At 61.3% G+C, this 12,259-nt stretch carries 14 protein-coding genes; 8 read left to right on the top strand and 6 right to left on the bottom strand.

The genetic code is table 11. From position 1 onward, the window contains the following. Positions 1-123: 123 nt before the first annotated feature. The gene (locus ASD50_RS14355; RefSeq protein WP_056242523.1) at positions 124-429 is read left to right on the top strand and encodes a Dabb family protein; all 306 of its coding nucleotides are present in this window, start codon (positions 124-126) and stop codon (positions 427-429) included. A 96-nt stretch (positions 430-525) separates the two neighbouring features. On the opposite strand, the gene ASD50_RS14350 is transcribed toward ASD50_RS14355, so the two are convergent. Both ASD50_RS14350 and ASD50_RS14345 read right to left on the bottom strand, forming a co-directional pair. Continuing rightward, positions 526-1,698: a GNAT family N-acetyltransferase gene (locus ASD50_RS14350; protein WP_244484532.1), complete on the bottom strand. Its 1,173-nt coding sequence runs from the start codon at positions 1,696-1,698 to the stop codon at positions 526-528. A gap of 184 nt (positions 1,699-1,882) precedes the next feature. After that, on the bottom strand, positions 1,883-2,098 hold the full coding sequence (locus ASD50_RS14345; protein ID WP_056242522.1) for a DUF2842 domain-containing protein: 216 nt from the start codon (positions 2,096-2,098) through the stop codon (positions 1,883-1,885). A gap of 150 nt (positions 2,099-2,248) precedes the next feature. Here ASD50_RS14345 and ASD50_RS14340 point away from each other — a divergent pair, with 150 nt between their 5' ends. Beyond that, entirely contained in the window at positions 2,249-3,337 is a 1,089-nt protein-coding gene (locus ASD50_RS14340) for a COX15/CtaA family protein (RefSeq protein WP_056242607.1), read from the top strand. On the opposite strand, the gene ASD50_RS14335 is transcribed toward ASD50_RS14340, so the two are convergent. From ASD50_RS14335 to speB, 3 genes are read right to left on the bottom strand one after another with little or no spacing between them, the layout of a single operon-like run. Then, entirely contained in the window at positions 3,334-4,176 is an 843-nt protein-coding gene (locus ASD50_RS14335; protein WP_056242520.1) for an aminoglycoside phosphotransferase family protein, read from the bottom strand. The genes ASD50_RS14340 and ASD50_RS14335 overlap by 4 nt on opposite strands. Then, complete coding sequence (gene argC, locus ASD50_RS14330) at positions 4,173-5,105, bottom strand: N-acetyl-gamma-glutamyl-phosphate reductase (RefSeq protein WP_056242518.1); 933 nt, start codon at positions 5,103-5,105, stop codon at positions 4,173-4,175. Before argC ends, ASD50_RS14335 begins: the two co-directional genes overlap by 4 nt. Positions 5,106-5,138: 33 nt before the next feature. Further along, positions 5,139-6,128, bottom strand: a complete 990-nt coding sequence (speB, locus tag ASD50_RS14325; protein ID WP_056242516.1) for an agmatinase — start codon at positions 6,126-6,128, stop codon at positions 5,139-5,141. Between the two features lie 135 nt (positions 6,129-6,263). Between speB and ASD50_RS14320 the strand changes: the two genes are divergently transcribed. The 3 genes from ASD50_RS14320 to ASD50_RS14310 all read left to right on the top strand — a co-directional run bounded on the left by ASD50_RS14320 (position 6,264) and on the right by ASD50_RS14310 (position 8,638). Next, on the top strand, positions 6,264-7,562 hold the full coding sequence (locus tag ASD50_RS14320; RefSeq protein WP_244484531.1) for a DUF445 domain-containing protein: 1,299 nt from the start codon (positions 6,264-6,266) through the stop codon (positions 7,560-7,562). 68 nt (positions 7,563-7,630) lie between these two features. Continuing rightward, the gene (locus ASD50_RS14315) at positions 7,631-8,062 is read left to right on the top strand and encodes a phasin family protein (RefSeq protein ID WP_056242515.1); all 432 of its coding nucleotides are present in this window, start codon (positions 7,631-7,633) and stop codon (positions 8,060-8,062) included. A 90-nt stretch (positions 8,063-8,152) separates the two neighbouring features. Continuing rightward, positions 8,153-8,638 carry a MaoC family dehydratase gene (locus ASD50_RS14310; protein ID WP_056242603.1) on the top strand — a complete coding sequence of 162 codons (486 nt, stop codon included), beginning with the start codon at positions 8,153-8,155 and terminating at the stop codon, positions 8,636-8,638. Between the two features lie 18 nt (positions 8,639-8,656). On the opposite strand, the gene maiA is transcribed toward ASD50_RS14310, so the two are convergent. Beyond that, a complete protein-coding gene (gene maiA, locus ASD50_RS14305) occupies positions 8,657-9,307 on the bottom strand; it encodes a maleylacetoacetate isomerase (protein ID WP_056242513.1) in 651 nt (216 codons plus the stop codon). A 191-nt stretch (positions 9,308-9,498) separates the two neighbouring features. Between maiA and serS the strand changes: the two genes are divergently transcribed. The 3 genes from serS to ASD50_RS14290 are packed head-to-tail and all read left to right on the top strand — an operon-like array spanning position 9,499 to position 12,205. Next, positions 9,499-10,803, top strand: a complete 1,305-nt coding sequence (gene serS / locus ASD50_RS14300) for a serine--tRNA ligase (RefSeq protein ID WP_056242510.1) — start codon at positions 9,499-9,501, stop codon at positions 10,801-10,803. After that, positions 10,803-11,561 (top strand): 5'/3'-nucleotidase SurE, encoded by a 759-nt coding sequence (surE, locus tag ASD50_RS14295; protein WP_056242509.1) that lies wholly within the window; start codon positions 10,803-10,805, stop codon positions 11,559-11,561. Before serS ends, surE begins: the two co-directional genes overlap by 1 nt. Next, on the top strand, positions 11,558-12,205 hold the full coding sequence (locus ASD50_RS14290) for a protein-L-isoaspartate(D-aspartate) O-methyltransferase (protein WP_056242506.1): 648 nt from the start codon (positions 11,558-11,560) through the stop codon (positions 12,203-12,205). The genes surE and ASD50_RS14290 overlap by 4 nt, the downstream gene beginning before the upstream one ends. Positions 12,206-12,259: the final 54 nt, after the last annotated feature.

Raw genomic sequence — 12,259 nt, 5'->3', positions numbered from 1 at the left:
CGCGGGCCAGGTGGCGCGACATCGTGCCGATTGACGCGGCAATTTGTCTGAACCAAAACGCCCCACAACAGTACTGCCTGTGATGGCATGTCCGGCAGGTCAGATTTCCATCAGGAGGCCGAGTTGATCCGGCACATCGTGTTCTTCACAGTCAAAGCCGCCGTCGATGTCGAGACGGTGCGATCCGGCTTGACGGCGCTCGGGCGTATTCAGCATTCCCGCCATTTCGAAGTTACCGTCAATCGCAAGGTCGATCTCTACGCCAACGACATCGACATCGTCGTATACGCCGAGTTCGAAGACGATGCAGCGTTGGATGCCTTCAAGGCGCATCCCCTCTACGAGGCTACGACGCGGGCGGTCAGGCCTCTGCGCGAATTGCGCTTTTCCGCCGATGTACTCGCGGTGCCGGAGACTGTGGGTGCCTAGGAAGGCTGAAGCCTTTCAAGGCTTGCGACACTTTAGCCGGTGCGAATCCGCCCGACCTACGGACTTCTCCATGTATCTCTCGCCATTTCGAACACCCTAGCCGTCGTCGCGGCTGTCAGGCAGGCTTTGGCCGATTGCCTTGCGTCGCACGCGTTTCATCAAGTGCCAGATCGCCGGGTTGTTCTTGATATAGGCGGTCAGCCTGGCGTTCTGGTGCAGGCCAAAGGCGAAGGCGCGGCCCTTCATCGTCAGGGACAGCAGAACTTCCCTGTGCTGGATCTCCAGATCACACCAGTTTCGCTTGTACGGCTCATCTCCGACGGAAAAGTCATAGATCGCAAAATCTTGCTCGCAGGCTTCGCGAATGTTGTCAAAGAACAGGAAGCCGCCGGGGCTGGCATGGGCAAGCTCGTCGTCTGTTATCGACCCGAATTCGCAGATCAGGCGCGTTCCACAACGGCTTGACCCGGTGATGGCCCGCAATATCCCACCGACTTCCAGGCCATGAAGCACGAACGGAGGCTGGGGCTGGCTCAAGGCATCGACAAACAGTTTTGCGAAAAAGCTTCGAACCTCAGGGGCAGCGAAAACATTGGCAATGCCCATTTTCCTGAAACGCGCGTCCTTCATGGCGAAGAAAGCTTCGAGCAGTGCAATGACGTCTTCCGGGGTCTTCGCTTCGATCCGCCTGCACGGCCCGGAGGCTTCGAGTTTGCGCGCCTGCCAACGGTGTTTCTTCTGCTTGCGAACGCCATTCGGGCGCTCAAGCAAGGCTTCGAAGCCTCCTGCGAGATCGACCGCAAGAGAAACGTTGGGACTGCTGGAGTTTGGGAAAATCAGGAACGGGTTGGGCCTGCCATCCAGTTCCGGCAGCAGGCGATTGAGCGCGATCACGTCGATGTCCGGGCGCAGTCTGGAAACCGCTTCCAGCAGCAGCGCCAGCGGCCGTGTCATATCCCTTGGCAGACGCTCCAGGTCGGCGGCCGGGAAATTTCCATTGGCGTGCCGTCCGCCCATGAACTGGGCAATGCGGAAAGGGCCGGCCGATACGACTTCCAGTGGCAGTGCGAGGATCGGCAGATCATCCGAATACAAGGTGGCAATCAGGAAATCCGGCCGGCATTCGGCAATCCAGTTGGATACCCACAACGCACTTTGCGACGGAGCGAAGGCCGCTGTCCGGCACAAATCTTCATATCCGCTTATGGCTGCATCCGGTGTGCATTCTACGGACGCGGTAATGCGCGCTTCAAACGATGCGGCGTTCATGGCGTCGGTCTTCGATTGGTCGAGCCTCGCAACTGACGGGGCAGCATCAATCATCATTGAGCCACGGGCCATCGCGCCAGCGCTTCTTTTGGACATTGGCATTGAACGGAAGCCTAGGGCCAAAAGATAAATGAAAGGATGACGGGCCTTTGCAACTTATAGGCAACCGGCTCGCAGGAGGCCTTCAGCCCTTCTGTTTCGGCTCCACAATCATCCATTTGATGATCGCCATTGCCGGCAATATCCAAAGCAGGCCGCTGACCAGGAAGAAAAGGAGATGTACGACCGGACCCGACTCGGACAGTTGCGCCACGGCGACGATGGTGGCCACCAGCGCATAAATGACGACCAGCGCGACAAGCAGGATCGTACCGATGAGTTTCTTCAGCCGAACGGGCATATGAATATCTCTGTTGCCGGTTTCGATTAGAATTTGTCGGAGCAATACGCAACCTGTCGTGTTCGGCGCGACGGCGTGCCGCGCCGCCCGGCCTTGCCATAGGGGAGGCCTTGGTCCACCAATCCGCGACTTCAGTCGTTGGAGATCGGCATGGTTGTTGAAGCTGGCCACCACATAATGTCTGCCGAGGGCAGGGATCGCATGCTGCGCAACCGCACGATGCTGCGCTTTTGGCTCTATGCAATCCTTCTGGTGCTGTTCGCACTGGTTCTCGTCGGCGGTGCGACCCGCATGACGGGTTCCGGCCTGTCGATTACGGAGTGGAAGCCGATCCACGGCGTCATTCCGCCGCTCAACGATGCCGAGTGGCAGGAAGAATTCCTCAAATACCAGCAGATTCCGCAGTTCAGCCAACTTAACCCGGACATGACGGTTCACGAGTTCAAGTCGATTTTCTGGTGGGAATGGGCGCATCGCCTCTTGGCGCGCGGGGTTGGTTTTGTGTTTGCCATCCCGCTGGTTTTCTTTTGGCTGACGCGCCGCATCGAGCGAGGAATGGTGCCGAAGCTCGCCGGCATTCTGGCCCTTGGCGGGCTGCAGGGCGCCATCGGCTGGTGGATGGTGGCTTCCGGCCTCGTCGAGCGGGTTTCAGTCAGCCAGTACAGGCTGGCTATCCACCTGACGCTCGCTTCCTTGATATTCACCGCAACCATGGTGGTCGCGCGTGGCCTCGCACCGCATTCGGAACCCGTCGCCGATCGGTCGACCCAGCGCCTTGCCGGCATTCTCGTATTCCTGGCGCTGGTCCAGATCTATCTTGGCGGGCTGGTTGCAGGCCTGCATGCAGGCCTGAGCTACACGACTTGGCCCTTGATGGACGGCAAGGTCATCCCCGGCGATCTTCTCCTGATCGAGCCCGTCTGGCGCAATTTCTTCGAAAGCCCGAAAACCGTGCAGTTCGTCCATCGGATCGGTGCCTACACCTTGTTCATCGTGGCCTTGTGGCATGTCATTGCCACCTATCGGCGCTTGCCGGGAACAACGCATGCGCGCCGTTCAGCTGTGCTGTTCGTGCTGATTACGCTGCAGGCCATCATCGGCATTTCGACACTCGTGATGCAGGTGCCGTTGCATCTGGCGCTGACGCATCAGGGCTTTGCTCTGGTCGTGCTCGGTTTCGCCGCCGCCCACTGGCGCGGCACCAAGGGGGCTTATCCGTTGCCTCGGCAGCGCGCCTAGAAGCTTGCCCTGACCGCGCGGATGGCCGAAGCGACGGCCAGTTCGCGATTTTCGTCGCGGCTGTTTCCGTCGTCGTGATGCCACGCGGCGGAGAGGCACCCATAGGCGAATGCGTGATCGAGCAGGCGGCGCGGGTCCTGCTTCATCGAGTGTGAGAACAAATCTGCCATCCGGGCAATGCGTTCCGGCGCAAGGCAGAGGTCGTCGCGCTCCAGCGGGTTGTAGAACAGGTTCGCCGCGTCGAAGCCGGCATCGCCCAGCACGCCTTTCGGATCGATGGCCAGCCAGCCGCGCGCGCCGAACAGGATGTTGTCGTGATGGAGATCGCCGTGAAGGGGGCGAATGTCCCTGGCGTCATCGAGAAGATTCCGCGCAATCGATGCCGCTTGCGTATAGGGCGACGACGCGCTTGCTGAGCGGTCCCGTTCGGCCTTTGCGAACAAGGCGGCAAACCGCTCGGACAATGGTTGGAGTTCTGCCGGGGCAGGGTGGTCGCTTGCGCTGTGCAGCCTTTGCATCACCTCCGCCGCAATTTCGGTCGCTGCAACGTCCGTCGCCTCGTCCAGACCTTCGGAAAGATGTCGTTCGCCGGCATATTCCAGCAGCATCGAATTGCCGTGCCGGCCAAGCAGGCGCACCAGCCCATCTCCCCGCCGCCACGCCAGCAGATGCGCGCCGCGCAGCTCGTCTTGCATGTCGTCGAACTGCTTGACGTCCTTGACGACAGCCGCCGTGCCGTCAGCTTGCGCGACCTTCCAGATCACGCTGCTCAACGTCTCGTCGATGAACTCGGCACCGAGGATTTTCCATTCTTCTGGAAAATCCGGCGGCTTGGTCAACGCCCGCCGCCGAGCATCAGGTTGAGGTTCTGCACCGCCGCACCGGAAGCGCCCTTGCCGAGATTGTCGTAGACGGCAATCAGCAATGCTTGTGCGCGGTCGTCATTGGCGAAGACGTGCACCCTCATGCGGTTGGTGCCGTTGTAGTGTTCGGGGTCGATGTCCGGCACGCGCTCAAGCTGCTCGTAAGGCGCGACCTCGACAACGCCACCCTTGATGGCCGCGAAGTGATCGGCGATCGCCGCGTGCAGCTGAGCTCCTGTCGGCACGTAGTCGAGGCTCCCAAGCTGCAGCGGCACCACGGTGACCATGCCTTGCGCGAAATTGCCGACGGCCGGCTGCATGATCGGGTGGCGCGAGAGCCCGGCATAGACCTTGATCTCGGGCACATGCTTGTGCTGCAGCGTCAGCCCGTAGGGCAGGAATTCCGAAGCGCTCTCACCCTTTGCTTCGTAGTCCTCGATCATGGTGCGCCCGCCGCCGGAATAGCCGGTGATGCCGTTCACGGTCACAGGGTAATCCGCAGGCAGAAGCCCCGCGGCGACCAGCGGCCGCAACGTTGCGATCGGCCCCTGCGGCCAGCAGCCGGGATTGGCCACCCGCTTCGCCGAAGCGATCTTGGCGGGCTGGTCCTTGTCGATTTCGGCAAAGCCATAGTCCCAGCCTTCGGCGACGCGATGCGCGGTCGAGGCGTCGATGACGCGCGTCGTGCCGTTCTCGATCAGCGAAACGCTTTCGCGCGCCGCGTCGTCGGGCAGGCAAAGTATGGCGATGTCGGCAGCGTTCAGATATTCCGCGCGCGCCGCCTTTTCCTTGCGGCGTTCGGTAGGCACCGAAATGATATCGAGATCGCGGCGGTCCGCCAGCAGCGTCCTGATCTGGAGACCTGTCGTGCCGTGTTCGCCGTCGATGAAGATTTTCGGTTTCATTGTCCGCTATTCCACTTGAAATCCAGCTGCTGCCTAGATGCCTTGGCCGTGGTTGAGGTTGTTGTGGCCTTCCTGCGCGCGCGCCTTGCGTTCGGCAAGCAGGCCCAGATAGTGCATCGCCACCATGGAACCGGCGATGGCCGTTATATCGGCGTGATCGTAGGCTGGCGCAACCTCCACGATGTCCGCGCCGACGATATCTATCTGGCCTAGTTGACGCAGGGTTGAAAGTATCTTCGCCGAAGACGGCCCGCCCGACACCGGCGTTCCCGTTCCCGGCGCAAAAGCCGGATCGAGGCAATCGATGTCGAAGGTCAGGTATGTCTTTCGCCCGCCGGTGCGCTCGACGATGGCATAGGCGATGTCGGCCGCGCGCATCTCCTCGATTTCGTAGCCGTGCAGGATCTTGATGCCGAACGTGTCCGGCGCGTGCGTCCTGATGCCGATCTGGATCGAGCGGTCGGGGTCGATGATGCCTTCCTTCACCGCGCGGCCGACGAACGAGCCGTGGTCGATGCGCTTGCCGTCGTCGGGCCAGGTGTCCTGATGCGCGTCGAATTGCACCATGGCGAGCGGTCCGTGGATCGCGGCGTGCGCCTTGAGCAGCGGCCAGGTGACGAAATGGTCGCCGCCAAGCGTCAGCAGGAACGCGCCGGATTTCAGGATTTTCGCAGCTTCCCGCTCGATTGTGGCCGGCGTCTTCTGGTGATTGCCGCTGTCCAGCAGGCAATCGCCATAGTCCACCACGGCCAGGTTTTCGAACAGGTCGCGCGAAAACGGATATTGCGGATCGTTGTCCAGGATGGCCGAAGCGCGGCGGATCGCCTGCGGCCCGAAGCGTGCGCCGGGCCGATTCGTCACCGCCGCGTCGAACGGGATGCCCCACACCACCGCGTCCGCGCCCCTGACGTCCTTGGTGTATTTGCGCCGCATGAAAGACAAGGCGCCGGCATAGGTCGGTTCCGATGCAGCGCCCAGCGCGGTGCGGGCAGTGAAGGCGTGGTCGATGTTCTTGTTCGGCATCGCGTGTCCTCGGCTTTTCGGCGGTGCAACAACTATAGAAGCGGCGCGCAACTTGCCAGCCTTGTCGTTTGAGAAGGTCGGAGTTTCGGCGAGAGGTGTTAGGTTGTGCAGCAGAATCGCGAAGGTGAGATGTCAATGCCGGGTCCGGACAGCACGGCTTTAGCCGGTGTGGATGCAACAGCCGATGCGGTGGTCAAGATTGCCGCGCTGCGGCGCACAAAGGCCCTTGCCACTGGGGCTTTGCTGCTCTGCGTGGGCGTTTTCATCGCCGCCAAGCTGCTGGAAAATCGCTACCCGGCCATGGCGCTGGTCGCGGCTTTCGCCGAAGCGGCCACCATCGGCGGCCTTGCCGACTGGTATGCGGTCGTTGCGCTGTTCAAGCGGCCGCTTGGCCTGCCCATTCCGCACACGGCGATCATCCCGTCCAACCAGACCCGCATCGCGGACAATCTCGGCCGCTTCATCGAGGCGAATTTCCTCGCTCCCGGCCCGGTCAGGGAAAAGCTGAAGGAAGTGGATTTTGCCGCGCTTGTTGCCGATTGGCTGGCGGATGGCCGGCGCGCAGCCGGGCTTTCCCGGTTCGTCAGCAAGCTGGTGCCGCAGATGCTTTCCGCAATCGAGCAATCCGGCCTGCGCGAATTTGCCGGCAAGCGCATGCTGGACGAACTGGAAAAGGTGCAGGTCGCGCCGCTGGCGGCAGACCTGCTTTCGGCTTTCACGGATGATCGCGGCCACCAGAAGCTGTTCGACGAGTTCATCCGCGCGGTCGCCAAATTCCTCAACGACGATCGTGCGCTTTCGGTCATGCGCCAGAAAATCCACGATGAACTGCCGACCGTCTTCAACCTCTTCCGCGCCGACGCCTACCTGTTGACGAAGATCGTCGCGTCCGCCGGCGCGCTGCTTGAGGAGGTTAAGGCCGATCAGGATCATCCGTTGCGCGAGGAATTCGACCAGTTCGCGCGCCGCATGATCGAGCGGCTCAAGACCTCGAAGGACTATGCGAAACGTGCGGAAAAGCTGAAGCAGGACCTGCTCGAACGCCCGGAAATGCGGGACCTCGCGGGAACGCTGTGGGGCAGCCTGCGTGCGTTTCTGGAACAGGATGCCAAGAGCGCCAACGGCGCCGTCCGTTCCCATCTGGCCAACATGTTCGTCGAGATCGGCAGCAATCTCGCTCGCGACCCGCAGATCAGGGCCGACATGAATGCCGGCTTCGTCGTTGCGCTGGCATCGTTCATCGAAAACCAGAAGAGCGGCGTTTCAACCTTCATCGCCGACCAGGTGAAGCGATGGGACCTTGGGCAGCTCACGCGGCTGGTCGAACTCAATATCGGCAAGGACCTGCAATATATCCGCTTCAACGGCATGGTCATCGGCGGCCTGGCCGGATTGGCGCTTTACGCGCTCGAACACCTGTTCGCGGCCAATTGACCACGTGGCTATGAAGCCTATGTTCCTTGAAGTGATGCGGCGCTGCGCAATTGGATGGAGATACGCTCATGGCCAAGCAACCGAACGCTGATTCCTTTATCGACATGTTCACGAGGTTTGGCCGCGACTTGAAAATGCCGAACGTCGATGTGGATGCCATCCTCGACCACCATCGCAAGAACCTTGAGGCTCTCGAGAAATCGGCCAAGGCATCGGCGGCGGGTGCCTCCTCGCTTTTCAAGCGGCAGCGCGAGATGCTGGAGGAATCGCTGCATGAGATCAGCGAGATGGCGCAGAATTACAAAGTGCCCGGAAATGCCCAGGACATGGTCGCCAAGCAAAGCGAGTTTGCCCGTAAATCCTTTGAAACCGCGGTGAAGAATGCCAGCGAGGTCGCCGATCTCGTCAAGAAGTCAGGCTCGGAATCGGTCGAAATCTTGCGCGGCCGTATCAAGGACGCGTTGCAGGAAATCCGCGAGGGTTACGAAAAGGGCAAGTAGGACAGTTTCAAGCTTTCATACACTTATCGGTGTTTTGGTGCCGGGGCTTTTGAAGCCACTGGGCTCGCGTGGAATTTGCAGAAAGTCGGCATGACGGAAAAATCTCTCACTTTTGATGAAATGAAGGCCATGACTGGCCAGGAACTAGGCGTCTCCGGTTGGACGCTAATCGATCAATCCCGCATCGATCAATTCGCCGATTGCACCGGCGATCATCAATGGCTGCACACTGACCCTGAACGCGCGAGACGCGAAAGTCCTTTCCGCGTAACGATTGCGCACGGCTACCTGACGCTTTCGATCATCGGTGCGCTTTGCCAGGACTTGGGCTTCATGCCCGAAAACATCCGCGCCGCCTTCAACTACGGGCTCGACAAGGTCCGCTTCCTGAACCCGGTCAAGGTCGGGGCGCGGGTGCGCCTTCGCGCCACATTGGTGTCGGTGCAGGACAAGGCTCCCGGCCAATATCTGATGAAGTTCTCCAACTCGGTTGAAATCGAGGGAGAAGAAACGCCGGCGCTCATCGCCGAGATGCTGGTGATGTTCTACGAACGGCGCAAGAAACCCGCGGCCTGACCAGGGTCGGGACCTAGATCATTCCGCGTCGATCTGGTTTTGCGGCGCGGCTCGCTCGAAGGCCGGCAATTCCATGCAGGCGGCGTGGATGCGGCTGATGGTCGGGTAGGGGCTCATGTCCACCTTGAAGCGGGCATTGTTCACCACTTGGGCAACCAGGCAGATGTCGGCAAGGCCCGGCGTGTCCCCGTGGCAGAATTTTCCCGTTTCGCGCGATGAATAGAGAATCTTTTCAAGCGGCTGGAAACCCTCGTTCACCCAGTGGCGGAACCAGTTGATGACGTCCTGGTCGCTGGCATTGAACACGGTGCGCAGGCTGGTCAGCACACGCAAATTGTTCACCGGATGGATGTCGCAGGCAATCATCTGCGCCAGCATGCGCACCCTCGCACGCCCCGCTGCGTCCTGCGGCAAAAGCGGCGGATTGGGTGAAACCTCGTCGAGAAATTCGATGATCGCCAGCGACTGCACCAGCAGCGTCCCGTCGCTCCAGATCAGGGCAGGCACCAGTCCTTGCGGATTGACCGAAAGATAGGCCGGTTCAAGATGTTCGCCGTGGCGCAGGTGGTGCGGCACGTAGCGGTATTGAATGCCTTTCATTTCAAGCGCGATGCGCACCCGGTACGAGGTCGATGACCGGTAGTAGTTGTGCAGAATGATCTCGCTCATCGCGATTCATCGACCTCCATTGTCTGTCTTGCCGACACTGCCACATTTGACCTATTTCACCGCCCGGGCAAGAACCGTGCTGATCCGATTCCGTGCATTCGTTGAAAAATGCAACGCACCGCTTTGCCGTGCCTTGCATCGTTTCGGGTTGCGGTTTACCCCCTTGGCGCATCAGTGAGGATTTGCCGACCATGCTTGACATCAAGTGGATTCGCGAGAACCCCAAGGCCCTTGTCGATGCGCTGAAGCGGCGTTCGTGGCCGGATGCCGATGCGCAATCGACGGCTGACGGTCTTGTTGCCAAGGATGAGGCGCGCCGCGCTCACGTGCTTGAGTTGCAGCAGGCGCAGGAGCGCCGCAATGCCGCGTCGAAGGAAATCGGCAAGGCAATGGCTGCCAAGGATGCCGCGCTGGCCGAAAAGCTGAAGGCGGAAGTCAGCGAGATAAAGACCCTGATCCAGAATGGCGAGGCCGAAGAGCGTCGCCTGGACAAGGACCTCAACGACGCGCTCGCCGTCATTCCGAACGTGCCGCTTGAAGACGTTCCTCTCGGCAAGGACGAGCACGACAATGTCGAAGTGCGCAAGGTCGGCAAGATCGGTGCGCGTCCGAACTGGGTGCGCGAGCATTTCGAAATCGGCGAAGCGCTCGGCATGATGGATTTCGAACGCGCTGCGAGGCTTTCCGGTTCGCGCTTCACTGTGCTCAAGGGCCAGTTGGCGCGGCTGGAACGGGCGCTCGGCCAGTTCATGCTCGACCTGCACACGACCGAGCACGGCTATACGGAAGTGCAGCCGCCGCTGATGGTGCGCGACGAGGTGCTGTTCGGCACCAACCAGTTGCCCAAGTTCGAGGAAGACCTGTTCTTCGTCCGCCACGGCGACGGGCGGCTTGGGCTTGTCCCGACCGCCGAAGTGCCGCTCACCAATCTGGTGCGCGAGGAGATTACAGCTCACGACAAGCTGCCGCTCCGGCTCACGGCGCTGACGCCTTGCTTCCGCTCGGAAGCCGGTTCCGCCGGTCGCGACACGCGCGGCATGCTGCGCCAGCACCAGTTCTACAAGGTCGAACTGGTGTCGATCACCGATGCGGAAAGTTCGCTTGCCGAGCATGAGCGCATGACCGGCTGCGCCGAGGAAGTGTTGAATCGGCTTGGCCTGCCGTTCCGCACGGTTACGCTTTGCACCGGCGACATGGGTTTCGGCGCCCGCAAGACCTACGACATCGAGGTCTGGCTGCCGGGCCAGAACACCTATCGCGAAATCTCGTCCTGCTCCGTCTGTGGCGAGTTCCAGGCTCGCCGCATGAACGCCCGCTATAAGGACAAGGACGGCAAAGGCAATCTGTTCGTCCACACGCTGAACGGGTCCGGCGTCGCCGTCGGTCGCGCGCTCATCGCCGTCATGGAGAATTACCAGAACGAGGATGGCAGCATCTCCGTTCCGGATGCGCTGCGGCCTTACATGGGCGGCATCGAGAAGATCGAAGCAAGATAATGCGCATCCTGCTCACCAACGATGACGGCATCCACGCGGAAGGGCTCGAATCGCTTGAGCGTGTCGCGCGCACGCTGTCCGACGATGTGTGGGTGGTCGCGCCGGAGAACGACCAGTCGGGCTATGCGCATTCGCTTTCGATTTCCGATCCGCTGCGTCTGCGCAAGATCGGCGAGAAGCACTTCGCCGTTCGCGGTACGCCGACCGATTGCGTCATCATGGGCGCCCGCAAGATCCTGCCCGACCTGCCCGACCTCATCCTGTCTGGCATCAATTCCGGCGCCAACATTGCCGACGACGTGACCTATTCGGGCACGGTCGCCGGCGCGATGGAGGGCGCGTTGCTCGGCATCCGCTCCATCGCCATCAGCCAGGCTTACAGCTATGCCGGGGAAGACCGCATCGTGCCTTACGCGACCGCGGAAGCCTTGGCTCCCGCGCTTCTAAAGAAGCTCATCGCCGTTCCGCTGTCGAACGGGGTTCTGCTCAACGTCAATTTCCCGAACTGCGCACCGGAAGATGTCGAGGGCACCGTTGTCACCTCGCAGGGCAAGGTGGTGCACAGCCTGTGGGTGGACGAGCGCCGGGACGGGCGAGGGCTGCCCTATTACTGGCTGCGCTTCGGGCGCGAGCCGGCGGAAGGCAAGCTCGGCACCGACATTCACGCCATGCGCAACCGGCTGGTCTCGGTGACGCCGCTGCAGCTAGACCTGACCGCACACGAAATTCGGGATCAACTCACCAAGGCGCTTGCATGACCGGGGACGACCGCGAGGGATTTGCCGCATTCCTGTTACGCCTGCGTGGCAAGGGGGCCGTTCCCAAGGCGTTGATCGCAGCCATCGAGGCAACGCCGCGCCGAGGCTTCATGGCAGCCCAGTTCGGCAGCATCGCCTGGACGGACCGCATGTTGCCCATCGAATGTGGCGAGGCCATCGAAGGGGCGGACATCCAGGCCGCGGTCATTGCCGCCCTGGCGGTTGAGCCCGGCCACCGCGTGCTCGAGATCGGCACCGGCTCGGGCTATACGGCAGCCGTATTGTCTCGTCTTGCCGCCCGCGTCGTCAGCGTCGAGCGCTACAAGACGCTTGCCGAGCAGGCTCGCCAGCGCTTCGAGGCGCTCGGCATCACCAACGTCATCGTTCGCCACGCGGACGGATCGAACGGCCTACCGAACGAAGGGCCGTTCGACCGCATCGTGGTCTGGGCCGCTTTCGAAAGCCTGCCGCGTTTCCTGCTCGACCAGTTGTCGAGCGGCGGCGTCGTCATCGCGCCCATCGGTCCGGAAGAGGGCGAGCAGGTGGTGGCGAAACTGACCAAGGTCGGCAGCCGGTTCGAGCGCGAAGACATAGGCATCGTGCGGCTCCAGCCCATACTGCCGGGCGTCGCCGCAGTCATCTGACCAAAAATATTGAAGAAAATTTGTGACTGAATCTAACGGCTTAACTGACCGGTA

This window comes from Mesorhizobium sp. Root552, from assembly GCF_001427285.1.
In the GTDB taxonomy this organism is placed as follows: domain Bacteria; phylum Pseudomonadota; class Alphaproteobacteria; order Rhizobiales; family Rhizobiaceae; genus Mesorhizobium.
This window is presented reverse-complemented; position numbering and strand designations above follow the sequence as displayed.